General features: G+C 72.9%; 20 protein-coding genes, 1 tRNA gene and 3 pseudogenes. 11 read left to right on the top strand and 13 right to left on the bottom strand.

Annotation, left to right across the window (positions count from 1 at the left end; genetic code table 11):
- Positions 1–75 precede the first annotated feature (75 nt).
- Positions 76–672 (top strand): histidine phosphatase family protein, encoded by a 597-nt coding sequence (locus ABZ858_RS19030; protein ID WP_361379305.1) that lies wholly within the window; start codon positions 76–78, stop codon positions 670–672.
- A gap of 30 nt (positions 673–702) precedes the next feature.
- On the opposite strand, the gene ABZ858_RS19025 is transcribed toward ABZ858_RS19030, so the two are convergent.
- A complete protein-coding gene (locus tag ABZ858_RS19025; RefSeq protein ID WP_361379302.1) occupies positions 703–2,148 on the bottom strand; it encodes a hypothetical protein in 1,446 nt (481 codons plus the stop codon).
- Between the two features lie 299 nt (positions 2,149–2,447).
- On the opposite strand from ABZ858_RS19025, the gene ABZ858_RS19020 reads away from it, so the two are divergent.
- A complete protein-coding gene (locus tag ABZ858_RS19020; protein ID WP_361379548.1) occupies positions 2,448–2,840 on the top strand; it encodes a hypothetical protein in 393 nt (130 codons plus the stop codon).
- Positions 2,841–2,989: 149 nt separating this feature from the next.
- Positions 2,990–3,859, top strand: a complete 870-nt coding sequence (locus ABZ858_RS19015) for a fused MFS/spermidine synthase (protein WP_361379299.1) — start codon at positions 2,990–2,992, stop codon at positions 3,857–3,859.
- Between the two features lie 40 nt (positions 3,860–3,899).
- On the opposite strand, the pseudogene ABZ858_RS19010 reads toward ABZ858_RS19015, so the two are convergent.
- Positions 3,900–4,121 (bottom strand): annotated as a pseudogene (locus ABZ858_RS19010) (hypothetical protein); the annotation flags it as partial.
- Between the two features lie 53 nt (positions 4,122–4,174).
- Here ABZ858_RS19010 and ABZ858_RS19005 point away from each other — a divergent pair.
- The 4 genes and pseudogenes from ABZ858_RS19005 to ABZ858_RS18990 all read left to right on the top strand — a co-directional run bounded on the left by ABZ858_RS19005 (position 4,175) and on the right by ABZ858_RS18990 (position 6,209).
- Positions 4,175–4,363: a hypothetical protein gene (locus tag ABZ858_RS19005; protein ID WP_361379578.1), complete on the top strand. Its 189-nt coding sequence runs from the start codon at positions 4,175–4,177 to the stop codon at positions 4,361–4,363.
- Between the two features lie 159 nt (positions 4,364–4,522).
- A pseudogene (locus ABZ858_RS19000) lies at positions 4,523–4,714 on the top strand (sugar ABC transporter permease); the annotation flags it as partial.
- A 10-nt stretch (positions 4,715–4,724) separates the two neighbouring features.
- Positions 4,725–5,054 (top strand): annotated as a pseudogene (locus ABZ858_RS18995) (family 1 glycosylhydrolase); the annotation flags it as partial.
- 99 nt (positions 5,055–5,153) lie between these two features.
- Positions 5,154–6,209, top strand: a complete 1,056-nt coding sequence (locus ABZ858_RS18990; RefSeq protein ID WP_361379297.1) for a LacI family DNA-binding transcriptional regulator — start codon at positions 5,154–5,156, stop codon at positions 6,207–6,209.
- A gap of 106 nt (positions 6,210–6,315) precedes the next feature.
- Here the strand turns inward: ABZ858_RS18990 and ABZ858_RS18985 are convergent, their stop codons facing one another.
- Positions 6,316–6,924 carry a helix-turn-helix domain-containing protein gene (locus ABZ858_RS18985; protein WP_361379295.1) on the bottom strand — a complete coding sequence of 203 codons (609 nt, stop codon included), beginning with the start codon at positions 6,922–6,924 and terminating at the stop codon, positions 6,316–6,318.
- A 167-nt stretch (positions 6,925–7,091) separates the two neighbouring features.
- Here ABZ858_RS18985 and ABZ858_RS18980 point away from each other — a divergent pair, with 167 nt between their 5' ends.
- Entirely contained in the window at positions 7,092–8,654 is a 1,563-nt protein-coding gene (locus tag ABZ858_RS18980; RefSeq protein WP_361379292.1) for an MDR family MFS transporter, read from the top strand.
- Between the two features lie 30 nt (positions 8,655–8,684).
- Here ABZ858_RS18980 and ABZ858_RS18975 read toward each other — a convergent pair.
- From ABZ858_RS18975 to ABZ858_RS18960, 4 genes are all read right to left on the bottom strand, one after another.
- Positions 8,685–8,757: transfer RNA gene (locus ABZ858_RS18975), tRNA-His, on the bottom strand.
- Between the two features lie 112 nt (positions 8,758–8,869).
- On the bottom strand, positions 8,870–9,478 hold the full coding sequence (gene orn / locus ABZ858_RS18970; RefSeq protein WP_361379289.1) for an oligoribonuclease: 609 nt from the start codon (positions 9,476–9,478) through the stop codon (positions 8,870–8,872).
- 354 nt (positions 9,479–9,832) lie between these two features.
- Positions 9,833–11,077, bottom strand: coding sequence for a helix-turn-helix domain-containing protein (locus ABZ858_RS18965; protein WP_361379286.1), 1,245 nt, complete (start codon positions 11,075–11,077; stop codon positions 9,833–9,835).
- Positions 11,078–11,456: 379 nt separating this feature from the next.
- A complete protein-coding gene (locus ABZ858_RS18960; protein ID WP_361379545.1) occupies positions 11,457–11,729 on the bottom strand; it encodes a hypothetical protein in 273 nt (90 codons plus the stop codon).
- Between the two features lie 597 nt (positions 11,730–12,326).
- Here ABZ858_RS18960 and ABZ858_RS18955 point away from each other — a divergent pair.
- A complete protein-coding gene (locus ABZ858_RS18955; RefSeq protein WP_361379283.1) occupies positions 12,327–12,854 on the top strand; it encodes a universal stress protein in 528 nt (175 codons plus the stop codon).
- Between the two features lie 74 nt (positions 12,855–12,928).
- Here the strand turns inward: ABZ858_RS18955 and glmS are convergent, their stop codons facing one another.
- Positions 12,929–14,746 carry a glutamine--fructose-6-phosphate transaminase (isomerizing) gene (gene glmS, locus ABZ858_RS18950; RefSeq protein ID WP_361379280.1) on the bottom strand — a complete coding sequence of 606 codons (1,818 nt, stop codon included), beginning with the start codon at positions 14,744–14,746 and terminating at the stop codon, positions 12,929–12,931.
- Between the two features lie 15 nt (positions 14,747–14,761).
- The gene (locus ABZ858_RS18945) at positions 14,762–15,019 is read right to left on the bottom strand and encodes a hypothetical protein (protein ID WP_361379542.1); all 258 of its coding nucleotides are present in this window, start codon (positions 15,017–15,019) and stop codon (positions 14,762–14,764) included.
- 165 nt (positions 15,020–15,184) lie between these two features.
- Here ABZ858_RS18945 and ABZ858_RS18940 point away from each other — a divergent pair, with 165 nt between their 5' ends.
- Entirely contained in the window at positions 15,185–16,768 is a 1,584-nt protein-coding gene (locus ABZ858_RS18940) for a metallophosphoesterase family protein (protein ID WP_361379277.1), read from the top strand.
- Positions 16,769–16,983: 215 nt separating this feature from the next.
- Positions 16,984–18,591, top strand: a complete 1,608-nt coding sequence (locus ABZ858_RS18935; RefSeq protein ID WP_361379274.1) for a beta-N-acetylhexosaminidase — start codon at positions 16,984–16,986, stop codon at positions 18,589–18,591.
- 69 nt (positions 18,592–18,660) lie between these two features.
- Here ABZ858_RS18935 and ABZ858_RS18930 read toward each other — a convergent pair whose 3' ends face one another.
- The 4 genes from ABZ858_RS18930 to ABZ858_RS18915 are packed head-to-tail and all read right to left on the bottom strand — an operon-like array spanning position 18,661 to position 23,660.
- The gene (locus tag ABZ858_RS18930) at positions 18,661–20,433 is read right to left on the bottom strand and encodes an IucA/IucC family siderophore biosynthesis protein (protein ID WP_361379271.1); all 1,773 of its coding nucleotides are present in this window, start codon (positions 20,431–20,433) and stop codon (positions 18,661–18,663) included.
- Positions 20,430–20,954: a GNAT family N-acetyltransferase gene (locus ABZ858_RS18925; RefSeq protein ID WP_361379268.1), complete on the bottom strand. Its 525-nt coding sequence runs from the start codon at positions 20,952–20,954 to the stop codon at positions 20,430–20,432. The genes ABZ858_RS18930 and ABZ858_RS18925 overlap by 4 nt, the downstream gene beginning before the upstream one ends.
- Positions 20,951–22,234, bottom strand: a complete 1,284-nt coding sequence (locus ABZ858_RS18920; protein WP_361379265.1) for a SidA/IucD/PvdA family monooxygenase — start codon at positions 22,232–22,234, stop codon at positions 20,951–20,953. The genes ABZ858_RS18925 and ABZ858_RS18920 overlap by 4 nt, the downstream gene beginning before the upstream one ends.
- Positions 22,218–23,660, bottom strand: coding sequence for an aspartate aminotransferase family protein (locus tag ABZ858_RS18915; RefSeq protein ID WP_361379262.1), 1,443 nt, complete (start codon positions 23,658–23,660; stop codon positions 22,218–22,220). Before ABZ858_RS18915 ends, ABZ858_RS18920 begins: the two co-directional genes overlap by 17 nt.
- Positions 23,661–23,923 lie beyond the last annotated feature (263 nt).

Genomic DNA, 23,923 nt, shown 5'->3' with positions numbered 1-23,923 from the left:
CGCGGGGTACGCGATGATGGAAGGGTCCCCTACGGGGACTTCGCGACCGTATGTCTCCCCGGAAGGCTCCTGCTCATGGCACCGCGCATCCTGCTGGCCCGGCACGGACAGACCCAGTGGTCGCTGTCCGGCAAGCACACCGGCAGGACCGACGTCCCCCTCCTGGAGGAGGGCCGGCGCGGCGCCAAGCTGGTGGGCGAGCGGCTGCACCGCTCCCCGTTCGACGGCCTGCCCGGCGCCGAGATCCGCACCAGCCCGCTGGCCCGCGCGCGCGAGACGTGCGAACTGGCCGGCTTCGGTGAGCGCGCGATGTGCTGGGACACGCTCATGGAGTGGGACTACGGCGCCTACGAGGGCCTGACGCCGCGGCAGATCCAGGACGAGAACCCGGGCTGGCTCATCTGGCGCGACGGCGTCCCGCGCGGGGAGAGCCTCGCCGAGGTGACGGCCCGGGCCGACGAGGTGGTCGCCTGGGCGCGCGCCGAGGACCGCGACGTGCTGGTCTTCGCGCACGGCCACATCCTGCGGTCGATCGGCGCGCGCTGGCTCGGCCTGCCGATCGGCTTCGCGGCCCGCATCCGCCTCGACCCCACCTCGCTGTCGGTGCTGGGCTGGGCCTACGGCGAACCGGCCCTGGAGAGCTGGAACGACGTGGGGCACCTGGCGGTGTAACGGGTCTCACAGCGCCGGCGGCGCGAGGACTCAGGCCATCCGCGGAGTGCTCGCGTGCCGTTCCAGGAACGCCGGCACCCCGCTCGCCCGCCGGTGCGGCAGCAGCACCCGCGCGGTGCCCGCCAGCATCGTCTGGATGCGGGAGGACTGGACCTGGTCCAGCAGGTCGAGCACCCGCATCCCGGCCGTCGCCGCCTCGTCGGGCCGCCCCCCGCGCGCGAGGTCGTCGGCCAGCTCGGCCGTGTACAGCGCGATGTTCCGGGTGAAGTGCGGGTCCTGGAGCTGTGCCGCCCGGTGCGCGTGCCGGGCCGCGCGCGGCCAGTCGCCCAGGGTCGACCAGCACTGCGCCTCCAGGCCCTCCAGTTCGGCCCGGCCGTAGAAGGTCATCCACTCGGGGTCGGTGTCCGAGGGGCCCCGGTCGAACAGCGCGTGCGCGCGGGCGAGCGCCCGCGCACAGGCGGTGCGGTCGGCCAGGCCCGCCCAGCCGCCGGCCTCGCGCAGCGCGAGCAGCGACATCAGCCGCGACGAGCCCAGGGGGCGGGCGGCCCGCTGCGCGGCCTGGGCGGCGCGCACCGCCTCCCGCGGCCGCCGGGCGTCCCGGGCGAGGAACGCCGTGTTGCAGAAGGCGTGCGCCTCCAGGGCCGCGTCGCCGGTCATGCGCGCGGTGGCCAGGGCCTCGGCGTAGTGCGAGCGCGCGTCGTCGAAGCGGCCCGAGTCGTGGGCCAGCCAGCCCACCGAGATGGCGAGTTCACCGGCGCCCGAGTGCAGCCGCTCGGCGGTGGCCTGCCGGGTCGCGCCGGCGTCGAGCAGCGCGTACGCGGCGCGCAGCGGGGCCGCCGCGCGGCGGTAGAGGCCGTCGGCGCCGTGCCGGTCGTCGAGCAGCCGGATCCGGCGGACGGCCTCTTCCAGGGCGCCCGCGTCGCTCGCCCCGGCGCGGCGGACGGCACGGTCCGCGGCCGGTGCGTCGAAGGCGAGCCCCAGGGGGCCCAGCGAGGCGGCGGCCACGGTGGCGCCCCCGCGGGTCATGAATGCGCGCCGCAGCACGTCGCTCTCCTCGTGGTCCTCGTGCGGGTGGTACGGGTCTTGCTCGTGGTACGGGTGTGACGGTTGCGGTGTTTCATGCGGGGCGCGGGCCGGGTTCGTGGTGCACGCGGGGGGCGCCTCGGCCACGGAGACGCGCGCCCCCCGGCCGCGGACGGACGAGCGAGGCGCGAAGCCCAGGTCGGCGAGCGTGCGGCCGGGGAACATGTGCAGGAACACCCGTTCGTAGGCGTAGTTGGGACAGCGGATCTCGCCCGCCTCGACCCGGCCGATGTAGCGGGCGTCACAGCTGACCCGCTCACCGATCTCGCGCGCGGCCCGCCGCACCGCCGCGGCGAACTCGGCCGGCGAGCGCTGTCCGCGCAGTCGCCGGAAGGCGAGATTCGGCCGGGGTGGCCGGGGGTACGGGGACGAGGTCACCGTTGACGACGCCATGGCCGGGCCCTCTCGTGCGAACCGTCGAACCATGCCGGATTCAGTATGAGTTACCCGTGTTGCCCCGGTGACTCCCTGTTTCCGACGGGCATGAACGTACCCGTTGTAGCTGGTCCGCCACGCAGTGTTTGGCTACAAACCGGATATCTCATCCGTGATCTGCCATGAACTGCCATCCTTTACGGCTGACTTCACCCGTAGCCGTTGACGGGTCCGCCGCGTTGGACTCCGTGGAACGGGAGCCGCCCGACTCCCGGCCCGCTCGCTCACGAGGAGGGGTATCCGTGGTGGACGCCGGGATGCAGGCCAGCCGAAGGGACGAACCCTGTGCGCTGTCGTCGACGGGAGCCGGGTGCGACCTGGTGACGGTGCCCGCCCGCCAGGGCCTGGAGGCGGTCGACATCCTGCGCCGCGGGGCGGGGGAGGCCGTGGGGCCCGTACTGCACGACGACGGCGGCGACACCCTGGGGTTCGTCGTCCCGGCGGGCACGGCCGCAGCCTGGGACCTGCCCGGCAGCACCTGTACGGAGACGGACGGCCGCGGACTGCGGCTGGCCCCCGAGCCGCCGGTGGAGGGCTCGGACTGGCTGGTCCCGCCCGCCGAGGCCGACCCCGCCACGGACCCGGCGGTGCTGCGCCGCGCGCTGGGTGAGGCGGCCCGGCTGATCGAGGCGGCCGACAACTGCTGCTGACCCGGCTGCCGTGCCCCGCCCGGCTGCCGTGCCCGGCCCGATCCGGCTGCCGTGCCCCGCCCGGTCAAGGCCATCGCGCGGGTGGGGCCGTCGCGCGGGTGGGGCGACGCCCCGGAGGGCCACCGTCCGCCGCTTGCGACAATGGACGGATGGGAAGGTCCAGGAACCCCCGCCGTGAGCGCGGGGCCGGCGAAGCCGTCACCGAGCGGGTGGACGGCGGACTGGCCCGGCTCGTACCCGACCGGGAGCGGCCCCGGGGCCGGACCCTGCTGATCGACGGGGCCCCGCAGTCCTACGTCGACCTCGACGACCCGGCGTACCTCTCCTTCGAGTACCAGCGGCGCCTCGGGCACGTCATCGACCTCGCCGCCCCGGCCGGCAAGCCGGTGCACGCCGTCCACCTCGGCGGCGGCGCGCTGACCCTGGCCCGGTACGTCGCCGCCACCCGCCCCCGCTCCACCCAGCAGGTCGTCGAACGCGACGCCGCGCTGGTCCGGCTGGTGCGCCGCGAACTGCCGCTGGACTCCGGCGCCCGGATCAGGGTGCGCTCCGCCGACGCCCGCGAAGGGCTCGCCAAGGTGCCCGACGGATGGGCCGACCTCGTCATCGCGGACGTGTTCAGCGGCGCCCGCACCCCCGCGCACCTCACCTCGGCCGAGTTCCTCGACGAGGTCCGCCGCACCCTGCGGCCGGGCGCCGTCTACGCCGCGAACCTCGCGGACGGACCGCCGCTCGCCCATCTGCGCGGCCAGATCGCCACCGCCGCCGCCCGCTTCCCCGAACTCGCCCTGATCGCCGACCCGGCCGTGCTGCGCGGCAAGCGCTTCGGCAACGCCGTCCTCATCGCCTGCGACCACCCGCTGCCGGTCGCCGAACTGACCCGCCGCGCCGCCGGCGACCCGCACCCCGGCCGCCTCGAACACGGCCGCGCCCTCACCGACTTCACGGGCGGCGCCGCCCCGGTGACGGACGCCGCGGCGGTCGCCTCACCGGCCCCGCCGCCCTCCGTCTTCCAGTGAAGCCGTCTCTTCCACCGAAGCCATTCGGCAACAGGCCCTGCTAGGTGCCCACTTCCACGTGCGGCGGGCCGTCGTGCCAGGCGCGGACGACCGGGACGCGGTCCGGGCCGGAGGTGAACTCCACCCGGAGCCAGGCCGCCGTCTTCCACACCTGCATCGACCGGCCCGAGGCCGGGGTCGCCGACACCAGGGCCGCCGAGGCCGCCCCCAGGTCGAAGGCGATCCGGCCGCCGCCGGTGTCGTAGCTCCTGACCTGACCTGACCTGACCTGGCCTGACCTGGCCGGAGCCGGAGCCGGAGCCGGAGACGGGGGGAGTGGGGGAACCGCCGGCCGGGACAGGCCGTGAGGGGCCGGGCGACGGCGCGGCCGGGGTGCGGGCCCCGAAGGACGCCACCATCAAGGACACGATCTCCAACGAGATCAACAACATGGAGAAGCGGGGCACCACGCCCGACGACGCCTGGAAGGCGGCGACGGAGTCGATCGACAAGGCGATCGGCTGACGTCCGGCCCGTACCGGGGGCGCTCGTGGCGCGGGAGCGCCCCCGGTACGAGGCCCCCAGTACAGGGCCGCCGGTACGTGCGCCCCTCCGCACCGCCCCCACCGCACCCCCGCCCCCCGGCCGAACCTCCAGGGAAGGACTCCCTCCGTGGCAACGACAATCCCCGCCCGGGGCGCCTCCACGTCGCCGACCGGTGGCCCCGGTGCCGCGCCGGACGGACGCGGCACATGGCGTACCCGGCTGTGGCGCTTCGACGACATCGCGTCGCCGTACGCCTACATCGCCCCCTTCTTCCTCGTCTTCGGCGCCTTCGGGCTCTACCCGCTCCTCTACACCGGCTGGATCGCCCTGCGGCCTGGCCGCCTCCCACCCGCACCTGCCGCTGATGGTCACCGAGAACGGCGCCGCCTTCGACGACTACGTCTCGCCCGAGGGCCGGGTGAACGACCCGCGGCGCATCGCCCATCTGCACGCGCACCTGGACGCGGTGCGCCGGGCTGTCGCGGACGGCGTGGACGTGCGCGGCTACTTCCTGTGGTCCCTGCCGGACAACTTCGAGTGGTCCTACGGCTACTCGAAGCGCTTCGGCGCGGTCTACGTCGACTACGCCACCCAGCGCCGCATCCCCAAGGCGAGCGCCCACTGGTACGCGGGGGTGATCCGGGACAACGCCCTGCCGGCCACCCGGTGACCTGGGCGGACGAGCCGGTGACGGGGCGGGTCCGCCCGGTGGTGGCTGTTACATTCCTGGCCTGACGGCTGCGACGGCTGCGAGGGGAAGGCGGCGACTATGGCGGGCAACCGAGGGCGGGGCCGGGGTGGCCGGCGGCCCACCCTGGAGGAGGTCGCCGCCCGGGCCGGGGTGGGCCGCGGCACGGTCTCCCGGGTGATCAACGGTTCGCCCCGGGTCAGCGACGCCACCCGCGCGGCCGTGCAGGCGGCGGTCGCCGAACTCGGCTACGTCCCCAACACCGCCGCCCGCGCGCTGGCCGCCAACCGCACGGACGCGATCGCGCTGGTCGTCCCCGAGCCGGAGACCCGGTTCTTCGCCGAGCCGTACTTCTCCGACATGCTGCGCGGAGTGGGTGCCGAACTGGCCGACACCGAAATGCAGTTGCTGCTGATCTTCGCGGGCGGCGACCGCGAGCGCCGGCGTCTTGCCCAGTACCTGGCCGCGCACCGGGTGGACGGTGTGCTGCTGGTGTCGGTGCACGCGGACGACCCGCTGCCCGATCTGGTGGCCCAGCTGGAGATCCCCGCGGTGATCAGCGGCCCGCGCTCGGCGGCGGAAGCGCTGACCTCGGTGGACTCCGACAACTACGGCGGCGCCCGCTCGGCGGTGGAGCACCTGCTGGCGGGCGGCCGCCGCCGGATCGCCCACATCACCGGCCGGATGGACGTCTACGGTGCCCAGCGGCGCGTGGACGGCTACCGCGACGCCCTGCGCGACGCCGGTCTTCCGGCCGACGAACTCCTTCTCGAACCGGGCGACTTCACCGAGGAGGGCGGCCGCCGCGCGATGGCGGCCCTGCTCGACCGGGCCCCGGCCCTGGACGCGGTCTTCGCCGGTTCGGACGTCACCGCGGCGGGCGCCCGGCAGATGCTGCGCGAGTCCGGCCGCCGCATCCCGGACGACGTGGCCCTGATCGGCTACGACGACTCGGCCATCGCCCGCCACATGGACCCGCCGCTGACCAGCGTCCGCCAGCCCATCGAGGAGATGGGCCGCGCGATGATCGGCCTGCTCCTGGCGGAGATCGCCGACCGCGGCCCGTCGGGCACCCATGACCTGGCCCGGCGGCACACGGTACTGCCCACCGAGCTGGTGGTGCGTACGTCGGGTTAGGGCCGGCCGGGGGCACGCGGCGACGGTCGCCGGCCTGCCCGGCCATCACTTCCTGCTGTCAGCCCGTCAGCCCGTCAGCCCGTCAGCCCGTCAGCCCGCCAGTCCGTCAGCCCGCCTGTCCGGTCGCCCGATTACCCGGCCGTACGCCCTCCCAGCCCCCCTCCAGCAGGGCGAACGCCGTCTCGACCGCCGTGCGTGGGTCGGGGGAGGTGGTGATGAGGGAGCGCGCCTCCAGGGCGAAGTGGGCCAGCGCGGCGCAGGCCGGGTCGTCGGCCGGGGCGTCCAACTCGGCGGCGATGGCCGCGGCCAGGGTGTGCTCGTGCCGCATCCACATGCGCCGCTGGTACGCGGACAGCGCCGGGGTGGCGCGGATGAGTTCGCGGAAGACGGCGATCTCCGCCGTGCCCTCGGGCGCGAACAGGCGTGAGCGCAGCACGTGCTCGCGCAGCGCGGCCGTGACGGGCGTGCCCGGGGGCCGGTCGCGGACGGCGGAGATCAGCGCGGCCTCCAGGTCGGCGTCCTGGTCGAAGACGAGCGCTTCCTTGCTGGGGAAGTGCTTGAACAGGGTCGTCGTGGACACGTCGGCGGCCTCGGCGATCTCCTTGATGCCCACGGCGTCGTAGCCCCGCTCCAGGAAGAGCGTGAGGGCCGCGTCGGCCAGCGCCTGCCGGGTGGCCGCCTTCTTGCGCTCGCGGCGCCCCATGGTCTCGGTCATGCCCGTAGCCTACCCGGCTGGGTTGGCCGGATTCAAAAGTTGACTCATTGCACTTATTTAGTCGGTGTGCTTTTCTGGACGGGCCGGCCGGTGAGGCAGTGCCCCGGCCGCGCAGCACCACTCGTCCCGCGCCCGCCATGAACCCGCCATGAAAGGGAGGCCCCGCCATGCCCGCACCCGCCCCCGCACCCCCGCCCGCCCCGAACGCACCGGACGCCTCGCGTCCGCCCGCCGACGTCCGCTGGACCCTGCTCGGCGTCATGCTCGCCATGCTGCTCGGCATGCTCGACAACAACATCGTCGGCACCGCGATGCCGACGATCGTCCGCGACCTGGGCGGCCTGGAGCACATCTCCTGGGTCGTCACCGCGTACACCCTGGCCACCACCGTCTCGACCCCGCTGTGGGGCAAGTTCGGCGACCTGTACGGCCGCAAGCAGGTCTTCCTCGCCTCGATCGTGGTCTTCCTGGCCGGCTCCCTGCTCGCCGGGGCGGCCCACTCGATGGTCCAGCTGATCGAGTTCCGCGCTCTGCAGGGACTGGGCGCGGGCGGCCTGGCCGCCGGAGCGTTCGCCCTGATCGGCACCCTGGTGCCGCCCCGCGAACGCGGCCGCTACCAGGGCATGACGGCCACCGTGATGGCCATCGGCGTCGTCGGGGGACCGCTCGTCGGCGGCTTCGTCACCGGCCACCTCGGCTGGCGCTGGGCCTTCTACGTCAACCTGCCGCTCGGCCTGGTCGCCCTGGTCTGGGTGCAGCTGATGCTGCGCCTGCCCGCGAGCCGCCGGGCGGCCCGGATCGACTGGCCGGGCGTCGCCCTGCTGACCGTGGCGATCAGCGCGGTGGTGCTGGCCGCGACCTGGGCGGGGACGACGTACGCCTGGACGTCCTGGCAGATCCTGGGCCTGGCCGCGCTCGCCGCCGCCGTCTCGGCCGTCTTCGTCGCGGTGGAGCGCCGCAGTGCCGAACCCCTGCTGCCGCCCCGCATCTTCACCGCCCACCGCAACTTCCCGCTCGCCACGGTCCTGCTGCTCACGGTGGGCGTGGTGATGTTCGGCTCCGCGCTCTATCTGCCGCTGTTCCAGCAGACCGTGCAGCACGCGAGTGCCACCGACTCCGGGCTGCTGCTCCTGCCGCTGATGGTCCCCGTCGTGATCACTTCGAACATCGCCGGCAAGGTCATGTCCCGCACCGGCCGGTACAAGGTCTTCCCGGTCGTCGGCACCGTCCTGCTGGCCGTGGGCATGCTGCTGCTGTCCACGATGGACACGCACACCCCGCGCGTGCTGACCGGCTGCTGGATGGCGGTGGCCGGGGCCGGCCTCGGACTGACCATGCAGATGAGCACCACCATCGCCCAGAACAGCGTCGACCTGCGCGACATGGGCGCGGCCTCCGCCGCCACCAACCTGTTCCGCACCCTCGGCGGCTCCCTGGGGGTGGCGGTCTTCGGCTCACTGTTCACCCGCGCGGTGCGGGCCCGGACCGGGGCCGTCACCGACGGACCGGCCTACGTCCTCGGCACGGCCGACGCCGTCCGGCACATCTTCCTCGTCGCGGCGGCCCTGTGCGTGGTCGGCTTCCTGGCGGCGCTCGCCGTCAAGGAGGTCCCCCTGCGCGGCAAGCCCACGGCCTCCGCACCCACCCGCCCGTCCCCGGACACCACCGGCACCCGGACCACGGCCTGGCGGGGCCGCCCTGACGGCACGTCGAAAAGGCCGGTGACCTGAACTTCGCAGGTCACCGGCCTTTTCGGTGAGGGTGAGTGACGGGACTCGAACCCGCGGCATCCTGGACCACAACCAGGTGCTCTACCAGCTGAGCTACACCCACCATGACCGGCAGCGGTTGACTTTGTCGTTTCCCCGACCGGCCGAGAAAAAGTGTACAGGGTCCGAAGGGGTGCTCGCGCACGTGTTTCGCGGCGCCCCTCCGTGAGCCCCTGTCACGCCTGCTGAGCAGGGAGGACGTACTTCGCGGCGATCGTCTTGGCGGTGTCGGAGTCGGGGCCGGGCTGCGGGACGAAGACCGCCTCGCGGTAGTAGCGCAGTTCCGCGATGGACTCGCGGATGTCGGCGAGGGCGCGGTGGTTGCCGTTCTTCTCCGGGCTGTTGAAGTACGCCCGCGGGAACCAGCGCCGGGCCAGCTCCTTGATCGAGGAGACGTCCACGATCCGGTAGTGGAGGTAGCCCTCCAGGTCCGGCATGTCGCGCAGCAGGAAGCCGCGGTCGGTGCCGACCGAGTTCCCGCACAGGGGCGCCTTGCCGGGCTCCTTCACATGCTCCCTGACGTAGGCGAGCACCTGCTCCTCGGCGTCCTTGAGCGTCGTGCCGCCGGCCAGTTCGTCGAGCAGGCCGGACGCGGTGTGCATCTGACGCACCACCTCCGGCATCGTCTCCAGCGCCGCGTCCGGCGGGCGGACGACGATGTCGACCCCCTCGCCCAGTACGTTCAGCTCGGAGTCGGTGACGAGGGCGGCCACCTCGATGAGAGCGTCGTCGGACAGCGAGAGGCCGGTCATCTCGCAGTCGATCCACACCATGCGATCGTTCATGTGTCTCACCTTACGGCGACCGGCCACGGCCCGGACCGCCCGTGCGCGACCTCGCTCCGGCCAGGGGGTGGCCCGGGGTGGGGCGAGAGAGCGGGCGGCCGGACCCGAGCGGAGCGGTACGGTCTGCGCCGGGCGCGGCGATGCGGGTGTGCCGAGTGGGCGGGTGCGGCGCGGTGCGCCCGGCGCTGTCGTACGGCCCGGCGTCGTCGTACGGCTCGCGCCGGGCGGGCGGCACGGACCGGGCGGGCGGCGTGAGCCGCCGGACGAGCGCCGGACGCGGCACCGAGCCGCACCGGGCTGCCCGCCCGCACCGGCGCCCACCGCCCGGGCGGGCGCGTGGCCCCGCGCCCGCTGTCAGCTGCCGCCGCGCTGTCCCGGCAGGCTCCCCGACAGGGCCGCCGGGGTGCGGCGGGTCGCCTGGTGCGGGACCTGTTGGTCCGGGTGCAGGGGCGACGAGGCGGGACCCGAGGGCTGGGGGACGCCCAGGACCGGGGCCGGCGGTGCCCCGGCGCCGAGGCCCGCGCCGGCCAGGGAGCCGGCCAGGCCCAGCGGGCCGTCGCCGTCCCCGTGCCGCTCGCCCTGCGGCCTGCGCGCCCGGTACGCCGCCCGGTACGAGGCCGGGGACGAACCGAGCTGCCGCCGGAAGTGGCCGCGCAGCGCCACGGGGGAGCGGAAGCCGCAGCGCCCCGCGACCTCGTCCACCGAGTAGTCCGACGTCTCCAGCAGCCGCTGCGCCTGCAGCACCCGCTGGGTGATCAGCCACTGCAGCGGCGCGCTGCCGGTCAGCGAGCGGAAGCGGCGGTCGAACGTACGGCGGCTCATGTACGCCCGCGCGGCCAGCGTCTCCACGTCGAACTGCTCGTGGAGGTGCTCCAGCGCCCAGGCGACGACCTCGGCGAGCGGGTCGGCGCCGATCTCCTCGGGTAAAGACCTGTCCAGGTAGCGCTCCTGGCCGCCGCTGCGCCGCGGCGGGACCACCAGACGGCGGGCGAGCGCACCGGCCGCCTCGTTGCCGTGGTCCGTGCGCACGATGTGCAGGCACAGGTCGATCCCGGCCGCCGTGCCCGCCGACGTCAGCACATCGCCGTCGTCGACGAACAGCTCCCGCGGATCGACGTGCACCGACGGATAGCGCTTGGCCAGCGTCGGCGCGTACATCCAGTGGGTGGTCGCCGGCCGCCCGTCCAGCAGCCCTGCCGCGGCCAGCACGAACGCGCCGGTGCACAGGCCCACGATGCGGGCACCCTCCTCGTGCGCCCGGCGCAGTGCGTCGAGCGCCTCCTCCGGTGGCGGCGAGGTGATCGAACGCCAGGCCGGCACGACGACCGTGCCCGCCCGCGAGATCGCCTCCAGGCCATGCGGCGCGGTGAGTTCCAGGCCCCCTGTGGTCCGCAGCGGGCCTTCCTCGCCGGCCGCCACCAGCAGGCGGTAGCGCGGCACTCCGGCGTCCTGGCGGTCGATCCCGAACACCGAAAGCGGTATGGAACTCTCGAAGATGGGGCCGCCGCTGAACAGCAGCACCGCGACGATCTCCTTGCGGCGGCGCCCGGAAAGCTTCCGGGCCGCGGCTTCCGGCGTGGCAGTGGAGTCGTGGCTCATACTGCTAAGCCCCCCTTGGTGGTCGCGGCTCCTCGGTTGTGTCGCTCCTGCACGTTTCCCCTCGGTCCTGCACGAGTCCCCCGCCGTAAAGACAGTCAAGATCGAATCTACTGTGTGCCGCCATGCCCCTGTGGCCGGTTCGCCACCGGGTGCATTGTCGACATGGCAACTTGGCGTGAAGCATTCGATCACGAAGGGTTGCACTCGCGCGGCGTGCAGGGAAGTGCGCCTCGTCGCGGTGGCCAATCCACGTAGGGTGCGAAGCCCCCCCTGGACCCTTTCCGTGCAGGTCAAACGGGGGTTGGGGGGTACGTCGTGCGGGTGATGCACAGGTTCCGGAAGTTGGCTGAAAAGATGCGTCCCCGTGCGCGGAAACCGGTCAGTTGACCGGTGATGTCCCGCCAGGGTGCCGACCGCCCCGGTGGGCGCCCGTGCCCGTGCGGTGGTGCCGGCCCCGGTGCGGGACGCGTTCCTCGGCCCGCAGCCGGGCCGCCCCGCGCTCCGACTGGCGCAGCAGCACCCGGCAGGCCCCGGTGACGGCCGCCAGTCCCAGCGCGGTGCCGGCGGCACCGGCCAGCGAGGTGCCGAACCAGAGCAGCACCACCGGGACCAGGACGCAGCTGAAGACGGCCCAGCGGACCACATCGCCCACGGTGTCACCGGCCGGTCCCGTCGTGCCGCTCGCCGGTCCCGTCGTGCCGGTGGCGCCGCCCGCTGGGCTCGCCGGGCCGCCCGCCGGGCTCGCCGCGCTCCCCGTCGCGGCGTCGCGGCGCGTGCCGGCCGCGGTCCCGGGCGCGCGGGGCGGCGACGGGCGTCTTCCGGGGACGGTACGGGGTCCGGACACGGCGTGCTCCCTACGGTGACTCCCTGCGGCGGCGGCTCACCGGGTTCAACGCATGTTCGATCGGACGGTCACTGTGCGGAACCGGCGGACACCGGTACGGCGGTGTCCGGGCGGCCTCGCGCGCCCCGGACGCCCCGGGTGTGGCCGCGCGGAACGGGACCGTCCGGCCGGGGCGAGCGAATCCCGTGCAAACCGCCTGTACGGGGCAGCAACCATTGCGTTACGGGCGAGTGTCGTGCATGCTCCGGTGAACCGCCACGGAGAGTGCGCGGGAACTGGGGCCGGACAGGCCCTGGGAGGAGTGGCGCCGTACCCTTCGGGGTATGGGGACGGGAAGACGATTCCCGGACACAGCTCCGCCGCAGACTGTCGTCCCCGACAAAGGATCACCTCGCCGAGACAGCCATGGCCGGTCACGAATTCTCCGAACCCGCGGACCGCAAGCGGCCGGTCGCCGATCCCACGGCAGCCGATCCCCTGGCGGCACCAGAGCCACACCATCCCTGCGACCCGGCGTTCCAGCACGGCGTCGTCGTCGGCTTCGACGGATCGAACTCCAGTGAGCGCGCCCTCGCCTACGCGATCGGGATGGCGCACCGCACCCGGTCCGGTCTGATCATCGTGCATGTGGCCAACCGGCTGCCCACCACGGTCTGGGCGGGCTGCGAGCCCCCCGTCTTCGTGGACGTGCCGGACCACCGCACCGAGGTCCTCGGCCTGGAGCTGGCCTGCGCCGAGTATCTGGCCGAGGTGCCCTGGATCCTGGTCGAGCGCGGCGGCGACATCTGCCACGAACTCGAAGAGGTCGGCAAGGAGTACGAGGCGGACGCGATCGTCGTGGGCTCCACGCACGGTGTCGTGGGCCGCCTCTTCGGCTCGGTGGCCGGCCGCCTCGCCAAGCGGGCGCGGCGGCCGGTGGTCGTCATCCCGTAGCCGCCGCGCCATCCCGTGGCCGCCGCGCCGCCTGCCGCAGCTCCCCCGGTCCGCAGGGCAGGGGACCCGGCCGGCTACTCCACCGTCACCGACTTCGCCAGGTTCCTCGGCTTGTCGATGTCGCGGCCCAGGGCCAACGCCGTGTGGTAGGCGAGGAGTTGCAGCGGGATGCCCATCAGGATCGGGTCCAGCTCGTCCTCGTTCTTGGGCACCACGACGGTCCGGTCGGCCTTCTCCTGCTCGCGGTGGGCGACGGCGAGGATCTGGCCGCTGCGGGCCTTGATCTCCTCCAGGGCCGCGCGGTTCTTCTCCAGCAGGTCGTCGTCCGGCACGATCGCCACCGTCGGCAGGGCGGGCTCGATCAGCGCCAGCGGGCCGTGCTTCAGCTCGGAGGCCGGGTACGCCTCGGCGTGGATGTAGGAGATCTCCTTGAGCTTCAGGGAGGCCTCGCGGGCCACCGGGTAGCCGCGCACCCGGCCGATGAAGAGCATCGAGCGGGCGTCCGCGAAGCTCTTGGCCAGCTCCTCGATCTCCCCCTCCTGCTCCATGATCGCGGAGATCTGCGCGGGCAGCTTGCGCAGGCCCTCGATGATCCGCTTGCCGTCGCGCACCGACAGGTCGCGGATGCGGCCCAGGTGCAGCGCGAGCAGCGCGAAGGCGACCGTGGTGTTGGTGAAGCACTTGGTGGACACCACGCACACCTCGGGCCCGGCGTGCACGTAGATGCCGCCGTCCGCCTCGCGGGCGATCGCGGAGCCGACCACGTTGACCACGCCGAGCACCCGCGCGCCCTTGCGCTTCAGTTCCTGCACCGCCGCCAGCACGTCGTAGGTCTCACCGGACTGGGAGACCGCCACGTACAGCGTGTCGGGGTCCACGACCGCGTTGCGGTAGCGGAACTCGGAGGCCGGCTCGGCGTCGGCGGGGATGCGGGCCAGCTCCTCGATCATCTGGGCGCCGATCATGCCCGCGTGGTACGAGGTGCCGCAGCCGAGGATCTTCACCCGGCGCACCGCGCGCGCCTCGCGGGCGTCCAGGTTGATGCCGCCCAGGTGCACGGTGGCGAACCGGTCGTCGATCCGCCCGCGCAGCACCCGGTCCACGGCCTCGGCCTGCTCGTGGATCTCCTTGTGCATGTACGTGTCGTGGCCGCCCATGTCGTACGACTCGGCCTCCCACTCCACGGTGGTCGGCTCGGCGGTGGTACGGGTGCCCTCGGTGGTGTACGTACGGAAGTCGTCGGCCTTGAGGGTGGCCATCTCGCCGTCGTCGAGGGTGACGATCTGCCGGGTGTGGGCGACCAGCGCGGCCACGTCGGAGGCGACGAACATCTCCTTCTCGCCGATGCCGAGCACGACCGGGGAGCCGTTGCGGGCCACCACGATCCGGTCGGGGAAGTCGGCGTGCATGACGGCGATGCCGTAGGTGCCCTCGATCAGGCGCAGGGTCTCGCGGACCCGGTCCTCCAGCTTCTGGGCCGCCGAGCGCGCGATGAGGTGGACGAGCACCTCGGTGTCGGTCTCGGAGAGGAACTCCACGCCGTCCGCCTCCAGCTTGCGGCGCAGGTCGGCGGCGTTGTCGATGATGCCGTTGTGCACGACGGCGACCGTGTGGTCGGCCGACATGTGCGGGTGGGCGTTCGCGTCGGAGGGGGCGCCGTGGGTGGCCCAGCGGGTGTGCGCGATGCCGGCGGTGCCCTTGAAGCGCGCCGGGACCTTGGCCTCCAGGTCGCGGACCCGGCCCTTGGCCTTGACCATCCGCAGGCCCGGGGTCTTCGCCGAGGTGACGACGATGCCCGCGGAGTCGTACCCGCGGTACTCCAGGCGCTGCAGGCCCTCAAGGAGCAGCGGGGCGACGTCGCGCCTGCCGATGTATCCGACGATTCCGCACATGGGTGGGGGTCCCCCTCAGCCGTAGACGATGCGGCGCAGCTGCCGGAGCGACAGGTCCGGCGGCGCCACCGCGCGGTATTTCAGGTCCGCCGCGATCCGTTCGAAGATCTCCGCGTTCACCAGGCCTTGGGCCTGCAGTTCGCGGTGGCGGCGACGGACGAACTCCTCGGTCGTCTCGTCGAAGTAGGCGAGCACGTCCTGGACCACCCGCAGCGCCTCGCCCCGGCTCAGGGGCGTGGACCGCGTCAGATGATCTACGAGTTCGTCGTGCACCCGGTAGATCTTGGAGTACGGGGGTCGCTTTCGCAAGAATCCTGCCCGATATCGGGCAGGCGGCTGTTCAGGCAGTGGTGGAGCGCTGTTCGTGTGCCGTCCACCCGGCGTCCCGCGTCCCGTCGCGCCGGTGCACCATTTTCAGACGCCATGGACATTCCTCGCATGGGCGTACCCGAGAAGCTGGCCGAGCGCATGAGCATGGCCGAGCAGCACGAGTACCTGCGCTCCAAATTCTCCCGGCGCTCGATGATCAGGGGCGGCGCGGTCACCCTCGGCACCGTCGCCGGTGGCGCGTTCGTGACGGGCACCGCCGCCCAGGCCGCCGTACCGGCCCAGCGCACCGCCGCCGCGGCGCCCGCCTCCGCGACCGGGGCCGTCGACGGCGCCCTCGTCGCCCCCTTCGGCCGCCACCTCGCCTTCGGCAACGACCCGCGCACCGAGATCACCGTCTCCTGGCAGGTCCCGGTCGCCGTCAAGAAGCCGTTCATCCGCGTCGGCGCGCACCCCTGGGACCTGTCCCGGAAGATACCCGCCGAGATCCGCACCCTCTACACCCCGGCCGGGGTCGGCGCGAGCGGCGACCGCACCCAGTACTACCTGCACGCCCAGCTCACTCACCTGCGCCCGGGCCGCACCTACTACTACGGCGTCGGCCACCAGGGCTTCGACCCGGCCGAGCGCCACCTCGCGGGCACCCTGGGCACCTTCACCACCGCGCCCGAGCACAAGGCGCCCTTCACCTTCACCGCCTTCGGCGACCAGGGCGTCAGCTACCACGGCCTGGCCAACGACGCCCTGATCCTCGGCCAGAACCCGGCCTTCCACCTGCACGCCGGCGACATCGCCTACGGCGACCCGGCCGGCCAGGGCAAGACGAACGACACCGGCTTCGACTCCCGCGTCTGGGACCAGTTCCTGTACCAGACCGAGTCCGTCGCCAAGCAGATCCCGTGGATGGTCTCCTACGGCAACCACGACATGGAGGCCTGGTACTCGCCCAACGGCTACGGCGGCGAGGAGGCCCGCTGGACGCTGCCGGACAACGGCCCCGACCCCGAGAACCTGCCGGGCGTCTACTCCTTCGTCTACGGCAACACCGCCGTCATCTCGCTGGACGCCAACGACATCTCCTTCGAGATCCCGGCCAACCTCGGCATCTCGGGTGGCACCCAGACCAAGTGGCTGGAGGACCGGCTCAAGAAGTTCCGGGCCTCCCGCGACGTCGACTTCGTCGTCGTCTTCTTCCACCACTGCGCCTACTGCACCTCCACCGCGCACGCCTCGGAGGGGGGCGTGCGCCAGGAGTGGGTGCCGCTGTTCGAGAAGTACACCGTGGACCTGGTCATCAACGGCCACAACCACGTCTACGAGCGCACCGACGTCATCAAGGGCGGCAAGGTCGCCAAGAAGCTGCCCATCGGCGGCACCGCCTACCCCGAGACCGACGGCGTCGTCTACGTCACCGCGGGCGCGGCCGGCCGGAGCCTGTACGCGTTCAGCGCCGACCAGTCCTACGAGGGCCATGAGAAGGACATCGACGCCGTCTCCTCCTTCGTCTGCCTCAAGGACGGCGCCCAGCAGAAGGAGACCGTCGACTGGTCGCGCGTGCGCTACCTCGACTACTCCTTCCTGCGCGTGGACGTCACCCCGGCCGCCCGGGGCCGCCAGGCCACGCTGACCGTGCGCGGCATCGCCGAGACCGGCGCGCAGGTCGACCACTTCACGGTGTCCCGCCGGGCCAAGTAGGCCCCGCCGGACCGTACCGGCCCCGCACCGCCCACGGGCGGCTCCCGCCTCCACGCGGGGGCCGCCCGTACGCGCGTACGGAGGCCGTCCGGTTGATTTCCGCCTCCGGGGGACCGTTTCCCCGGTTGTGCGAGACAGTGGTGCCGAGAGTGGTCTGTACCGTCGGGGCGCCCCCAGGCCCCCGCTGTCCCCGTCCATAGGTGAAGGGAACACATGTGAGACGGCACCACAGCACGGTCCCTCGTATCGCCCGCGCCCTGGGCTCGCTGCTGCTCGTGACGGCGGCCGGCGCCTTCGCCGGCGGCGCCGCCCCGGCACCCGCCGCCCAGCCGCGGGCCGCGACCCCGCTCGGCCGGATCGTCCCCGCCCCCGCCTCCGCCGTGCCCGGCGGCTCCCCGTACCGCATCACGTCCGCCACCCGCATCCGCGTCGACGGCTCCCGCGAGGCCCGCCAGGTCGGCGGCTACCTCGCGGACCTGCTGCGCCCGGCCACCGGCTACCGCCTGCCGCTCACCGCGCACGGCACCGGCGGCCTCCGGCTGCGGCTGGCCAAGGGCGCGTACGGCGCCGAGGGCTACCGCCTCGACAGCGGCGCCCGGGGCGTGACGATCACCGCCGGGACGCCGGCCGGCCTCTTCCACGGCGTGCAGACCCTGCGCCAGCTGCTGCCCGCCGCCGTGGAGAAGAAGTCCGCGCAGCCCGGCCCGTGGACGGTGGCGGGCGGCACCGTCCAGGACCGCCCGCGCTACGCCTACCGGGGCGCCATGCTCGACGTCTCCCGGCACTTCTTCACCGTCGCCCAGGTCAAGCGGTACATCGACGAACTCGCCCTCTACAAGATCAACGAGCTGCATCTGCACCTCAGCGACGACCAGGGCTGGCGCATCGCCATCGCCTCCTGGCCCCGCCTGGCCGGTTACGGCGGCTCCACCGAGGTCGGCGGCGGGACGGGCGGCTCCTACACCAAGGCCGACTACCGCGAGATCGTCCGCTACGCCGCCTCCCGCTACCTGGAGGTCGTACCGGAGATCGACATGCCGAGCCACACCAACGCGGCGCTCGCCTCCTACGCCGCCCTCAACTGCGACGGCACCGCGCCCCCGCTCTACACCGGCACCGAGGTCGGCTTCAGCTCCCTGTGCGTGCACAAGCCCGTCACGTACGACTTCGTGAACGACGTGGTGCGCGAACTGGCCGCCATGACCCTGGGCCGCTACCTCCACATCGGCGGTGACGAGGCGCACTCCACCAGCCAGGCCGACTACGTCACCTTCATGGACAAGGTGCAGCCGATCGTCGCCCGGTACGGCAAGACGGTCATCGGCTGGCACCAGCTGACCGCCGCCACCCCGGCCCCGGGCGCCCTCGCCCAGTACTGGGGCCTGGACTCCACCGGCGCCGCCGAGAAGGCGCAGGTCGCCCGGGCCGCCCGGCACGGCACCGGACTGATCCTGTCCCCGGCCGACCGGGTCTACCTGGACATGAAGTACACCAAGGACACCCCGCTGGGGCTGGCCTGGGCCGGCTACGTCGAGGTGCGGCGCTCCTACGACTGGGACCCGGCGGCCTACCTGCCGGGCGCGCCCGCGTCCGCCGTCCGGGGCGTGGAGGCCCCGATGTGGTCGGAGACCCTCTCCACCTCCGCCCAGCTCGACACCATGGCCTTCCCGAGGCTGCCGGGCGCCGCCGAACTCGGCTGGTCGCCCGCCGCCACGCACGACTGGGACACCTACAAGGTGCGGCTCGCCGCGCAGGCACCGCGCTGGGACGCCCTGGGCATCGGCTACTACCGCTCGCCCCAGGTGCCCTGGACCAGCGGCTGACCGGTCACGCAGACGGGCGCCCCGGAGGACCGTCTCCGGGGCGCCCGCCCGTTCTCGGGGGCGGCGGGACTAGCGGCCCGCCAGGGGGTTGGCCAGCGTGCCCGCCATTTGCAGGGCGCCCGACGGGTCGGCCAGGTCCACCATCTGCCGGTTGTCGCGCAGCTGGAGCCGGTTGAGGCAGGAGAGCGCGAACTCGGGTGCGAACAGGTCGTACTGGCGGAAGCGGTCGGCGAGGTGGGGCACCGACTCCTGGTAGCCGCGCACCACCTCGGCGACCGTCGCCCAGAAGCCGTCCTCGTCGAGCAGCCCCTCCTCGGCCAGGATCGCGGCCAGGAAGCGGAAGAAGCAGTCGAAGACGTCCGTGAACAGGGACAGCAGCTTGTGCTCCTCGGGGACGTCGGCGCGGATGCGGGCGACCTCCGGCGGCAGCACCGCGTCCGGGTCCATCACCACGATCTCCTCCGCGATGTCCTTGAACACCGCCCGCCGCACCGCGCCGTCCTCCAGGACCAGGATCACGTTCTCGCCGTGCGGCATGAAGGCCAGGTCGTAGGCGTAGAAGCTGTGCAGCAGCGGGACGAGGTAGGCGCGCAGGTACTGGCGCAGCCACTGCCGGGGCGGCAGCCCGGAGCGCTCGACCAGCGCGCCGGCGAAGGACGCGCCGGTGTGGTCCACGTGCAGCAGCGCGGCCATCGTGGCCAGGGACTCGCCGCCCTGGAGCCGGGGCACGGGGCTCTCCCGCCACAGCGCGGCCAGCATCTTCCGGTAGGGCGAGTGGCGGTCCGTCGCCCTCTCGTACTCCAGGTGCCGGTAGCCGGCCGCCGCCCGCTCCCGGATGATGGTCAGCCCGGTCTCCTTCAGCACCGGGTCGCCCTCGATCAGCCGGTGCAGCCAGTCGTTGATGGCCGGGGTGGCCTCCATGTAGGCGGCGGACAGGCCGCGCATGAAGCCCATGTTGAGCACCGACAGGGCCGTCTTCACATAGTGCTTCTCCGGGTGGGAGGCGTTGAAGAACGTCCGCACCGACTGCTGGGCCAGGTACGTGTCGTCGCCCTCGCCCAGGCAGACCAGATTCCGGCGGGCGACCTCGGCGGCGAAGGTGACGGACAGCTTGTTCCACCACTGCCAGGGGTGCACGGGCAGGAACAGGTAGTCGGCGGGGTCCAGGCCCTGGCCGGTGAGCACGCCGTGGAAGCGGCGCACGGTCTCCTCGCCCAGCTCCGCGCGCAGGAACGACTCGTACGTGATGCCGGCGCCCGCCGTGAACGCGGCCCGCGAGCGGTGCGCGGCCAGCCACACCAGCCGGACGGGGCTCGCGGTCTCCGGGGCGTACGACAGGTACTCGTGGACGCCGAAGCCGAGCCGCCCGTTGTTGGCGACGAAGCACGGGTGGCCCTCGGTCATGCCCGTCTCGATGTCCTGGAAGGAGCCGTTCGCCAGCTCGGCCGAGGTGAGCCGCGGCCCGGTGAGCTTGTAGCAGGTGCCGGCCAGGGTGGAGGAGATCTCCTCCAGGTAGACCGGCAGGACCTCGTCGCTCAGCCCGAGGGTCTCCTTGAACTCGATGACGAAGTCCAGGGCGCACAGTGCGGTGGCGGTGCCGTCGCGGTGGCGGGTGATCGAGTCCGCGTCGACCTGCCAGTGGTCCAGGGCGCGGCGGACGGCGGTGAAGCGGTAGCGGGTCAGGCCGTCGTCGCTGCGGAGCGTGTAGTGGTCGTCGCCGTCCGGTTCGGGGGTGAGCAGCCGCTCGTGCGCGAACTCGGCGAGCGCCTTGCGGATCAGGAGGCGGTCGGCGGCGGCCCAGCGCTCGGGGGAGAGGTGGGCGACGGCGTCGGCGGGGCTCACGCGGCCACCGCCCGCTCGAACCGCTCCCGGGTGCAGAAGCTCAGCAGCGCCGTCTTCTCCGGCATCCGCAGCTCCCGGTCCGCGACGAAGCCGACGGCCTCGTTGAGGGTGTGCACGGCCGTGTTGCGTACGTCCGGCTCGACCACGACCCGCCGGGCGGCCGGGTCCGCGAACAGGTGCCGCATCACGGCGGTGAGCACGGCCCGGGTGAACCCGTGCTCCGGCCGGTCGGTGGGCGCGACCAGGAAGTGCATGCCGACATCGCCCGGCTCCGGCTCGTACAGCCCGGTCAGCTCGCGCAGGGCGGGGTCGTAGCGCTCCATCAGGAAGACCGGCTCCCCGGCGCGCAGGCCGAGGAAGGCGTCGTGGTGGCCGTCGGCCGCGATCTGCATGTAGGCGCGCTCGACGTCCTGGAGCCTGGCGTCCTGCATCATCCAGAACGCCGCCTTGGGGTGCGTGACCCAGCCGTGCACGAGTTCGGCGTCCTTCAGCGGGTCGAGCGGGCGGATCGTGAAGGTCATACGGCGAACTCCTGGAAAGCGATCGTCTTCTCGACGGGGTAGTACTCGGTGCCGAGCAGCTCACGGATGATGCAGCTGTTGCGGTAGGCGCCCATGCCGAGGTCGGGGCTGGTGATGCTGTGCGCGTGGACGCCCGCGTTCTGCAGGAACACGCCCCGCCCGGTGACGTCGATGGCGTAGTTGCGGCCGATGTCGTGGTTGCCGCGCGCGTCGTAGCGCAGCCGGTGCCTGACCGGTTCCAGGAACTCCGGCTCGGTGTAGCGGTAGCCGGTGGCCAGCACCAGGCCGTCGCTGCGCAGCTCGAAGTCCTTGCCCTGCTCCTCCTGGCGGAAGGTGAGGCGGTAGCCGCCGTCCTCCCAGGCGGCCCCGGTCAGCGCGGAGTTGGTGAGCAGCCGGGTGGGGACCGGCCCGGAGAGGTTCTTCTGGTACAGCAGGTCGAAGATCTCGTCGATCAGGTCGCCGTCGATGCCCTTGAACAGGCCCTTGTGCTGCTCGGTGAGGCGGTAGCGGGTCGCTTCGGGCAGCGCGTGGTAGTAGTCGACGTACTCCGGGGAGGTCATCTCCAGGGTGAGCTTGGTGTATTCGAGGGGGAAGAAGCGCGGCGAGCGGGTCACCCAGTTCAGCCGGTAGCCGTGCACGTCGATCTCGCTGAGCAGGTCGAGGTAGATCTCGGCGGCGGACTGGCCGCTGCCCACCAGGGTGATCGACTCCTTGTGCCGCAGCCGCTCCTTGTGCTCCAGGTAGCGGGAGTTGTGCAGGAAGTCGCCGGGCAGACCGCGGCAGGCGTCCGGGAGGTGCGGCGGGGTGCCGGTGCCCAGCACCAGCCGGCGCGTGCGGTACGTCGTCCCGGTGCGCGTGCGCACGGCGTACAGCTCCTCGCCCTCGTCGTACGTCACCTCGGTGACCGTGGTGCCGAAGCGGACGCTGCTCAGCCGGTTCGCCGCCCAGCGGCAGTAGTCGTCGTACTCGACGCGCAGCGGGTAGAAGTTCTCCCGGATGTAGAACGAGTACAGCCGGCCCTTCTCCTTCAGGTAGCTGAGGAAGGAGTACGGGGAGGTCGGGTCGGCCAGGGTGACCAGGTCCGACAGGAACGGGGTCTGCAGGTGGGCGCCGTCCAGGAACATCCCGGCGTGCCAGGCGAAGTCGGGCTTGGATTCCAGGAAGACGCCGTCCAGGCCGCTGATCGGCTCGGTCAGGCAGGCCAGGCCGAGGTTGAACGGGCCGAGGCCGATGCCCACGAAGTCGTAGGGCTCGGTACGGGCTTCAGGACGCGCGGTCAAGGGACGCTCCCAGGTACTGCTCGGCGTGGCCGGCGATCAGGTCGAGGACGGCGGCGAGGTCGTCCGCCGTGGTCTCGGGGTTGAGGAGGGTGAACTTCAGGTAGTGGCGGCCGTCGGCCCTGGTGCCCGCGACCACGGCGTCACCGGAGGCGAACAGGGCCTTGCGGGCGTACAGGTTGGCGCGGTCGATGGCGTCCGGGCCGGTGACCCGGGCCGGGATGTAGCGGAAGACCAGCGTGGACAGGGCGGGTTGCACGACGACGTCGAAGCGCGGGTCGGCGGCGAGCGTCCGCCAGCCCTCGGCGGCCAGGTCGCACACCTCGTCGAAGAGCCGCCCGATGCCGTCGGCGCCCATCACGCGCAGGGTCGTCCACAGTTTGAGGGCGTCGAAGCGGCGGGTGGTCTGCAAAGACTTGTCGACCTGATTGGGGATGCGCTCGGCGAGGGTGCGGCGGGGGTTGAGGTACTCCGCGTGGTAGGTGGCGTGCCGCAGCGTCGCCCCGTCCCGGACCAGCAGCGCGGAGGAACTCACCGGCTGGAAGAAGGACTTGTGGAAGTCGACGGTGACCGAGTCGGCGCGTTCGATGCCGTCCAGGAGGTGGCGCCGGGTGGGGGAGACCAGCAGGCCGCAGCCGTAGGCCGCGTCCACGTGCAGCCAGGCGCCGTAGTGGTCGCACAGCTCGGCGGCCTCGGGCAGCGGGTCGATGGAGCCGAAGTCGGTGGTGCCGGCGGTGGCGACCACGGCCATGGGGACCAGATCGTCCTGGCGGCAGCGCTCCAGTGCGCGGGCGAGCGCGGCGGGCCGCAGGCGCCGCTCGTGGTCGACGGGGACGGTGATCACCGCGTCCGGGCCGAGGCCCAGCAGTTTCGCCGACTTCTGGACGCTGAAGTGGCTCGCCTCGGAGGCGAGGATCCGCAGCCGTTCGGGCGCGCTGGTCTTGGCCTCCTCCCGGGCGAGCAGCAGCGCGTGCAGGTTGGACTGGCTGCCGCCGGAGGTGAACACGCCGTCGGCGGCGGGGCCGAGGCCGATCCGGGCGGCCGTCCAGTCGACGAGCCGGCGCTCGATGAGGGTGGCGCCGGCGGACTGGTCCCAGGTGTCCAGGGAGGAGTTGACGGCGGACAGCACCGCCTCGCCGAGCACGGCCGGGATGACGACCGGGCAGTTGAGGTGGCCGAGGTAGCGGGGGTGGTGGAAGTAGACCGCGTCCCGCAGGTAGACCTCCTCCAGTTCGTCGAGGACGGCCGTGGTGTCGTGCAGCGGGCGGTCGAGGTCGATCCCGTCGACGCGGGGGGCGAGGGAGTCGGCCGTGATGCCGGTGAAGGGGCGCTCGGTGCCGGCGAGCCGGGCGGCGACCCGCTCGACCCCTTCGGTGACACAGCGGCGGTAGTGCTCCGCCGTCCGGTCGTTGAGCAGGTGGGAGCGCATGGGGGGAGCCTCCGGGGGATGGGGACGGTTCGCGGAAGGGCGAACGAGGGGCTTCGCGCGATCGACTTAGGTAAGCCTAACCTAACGTCACCCTCGGGAAACTCCACCCCGCGGTGACCGGCGTCACTCCGGGCGGACCGCCTGATCCGGCGTCAGGGCGGGCCGCGGCGGTGCGGGGCCCCGGAACGCCGACGGGCCGCAGCGGCCCGGTCCGCCACCCGCGGTGCGGGCGGTACGGACGGGGTGCTGCGGCCCGTCGTCAT

The organism is Streptomyces sp. NPDC047017 (assembly GCF_040644175.1).
Classification (GTDB): domain Bacteria; phylum Actinomycetota; class Actinomycetes; order Streptomycetales; family Streptomycetaceae; genus Streptomyces.
Note: the sequence above shows the minus strand (reverse complement) of the source record. Positions and strands in the feature narration are given on the sequence as shown.

Bases quoted from the DNA above. Each gene is read 5' to 3' on its own strand.
- ABZ858_RS19030 (WP_361379305.1), top strand. From the start codon at position 76: ATGGCACCGCGCATCCTGCTGGCCCGGCACGGACAGACCCAGTGGTCG.
- ABZ858_RS19025 (WP_361379302.1), bottom strand. From the start codon at position 2,148: ATGGCGTCGTCAACGGTGACCTCGTCCCCGTACCCCCGGCCACCCCGG.
- ABZ858_RS19020 (WP_361379548.1), top strand. From the start codon at position 2,448: ATGCAGGCCAGCCGAAGGGACGAACCCTGTGCGCTGTCGTCGACGGGA.
- ABZ858_RS19015 (WP_361379299.1), top strand. From the start codon at position 2,990: ATGGGAAGGTCCAGGAACCCCCGCCGTGAGCGCGGGGCCGGCGAAGCC.
- ABZ858_RS18990 (WP_361379297.1), top strand. From the start codon at position 5,154: ATGGCGGGCAACCGAGGGCGGGGCCGGGGTGGCCGGCGGCCCACCCTG.
- ABZ858_RS18985 (WP_361379295.1), bottom strand. From the start codon at position 6,924: ATGACCGAGACCATGGGGCGCCGCGAGCGCAAGAAGGCGGCCACCCGG.
- ABZ858_RS18980 (WP_361379292.1), top strand. From the start codon at position 7,092: ATGCCCGCACCCGCCCCCGCACCCCCGCCCGCCCCGAACGCACCGGAC.
- orn (WP_361379289.1), bottom strand. From the start codon at position 9,478: ATGAACGATCGCATGGTGTGGATCGACTGCGAGATGACCGGCCTCTCG.
- ABZ858_RS18965 (WP_361379286.1), bottom strand. From the start codon at position 11,077: ATGAGCCACGACTCCACTGCCACGCCGGAAGCCGCGGCCCGGAAGCTT.
- ABZ858_RS18955 (WP_361379283.1), top strand. From the start codon at position 12,327: ATGGCCGGTCACGAATTCTCCGAACCCGCGGACCGCAAGCGGCCGGTC.
- glmS (WP_361379280.1), bottom strand. From the start codon at position 14,746: ATGTGCGGAATCGTCGGATACATCGGCAGGCGCGACGTCGCCCCGCTG.
- ABZ858_RS18940 (WP_361379277.1), top strand. From the start codon at position 15,185: ATGGGCGTACCCGAGAAGCTGGCCGAGCGCATGAGCATGGCCGAGCAG.
- ABZ858_RS18925 (WP_361379268.1), bottom strand. From the start codon at position 20,954: ATGACCTTCACGATCCGCCCGCTCGACCCGCTGAAGGACGCCGAACTC.
- ABZ858_RS18915 (WP_361379262.1), bottom strand. From the start codon at position 23,660: ATGCGCTCCCACCTGCTCAACGACCGGACGGCGGAGCACTACCGCCGC.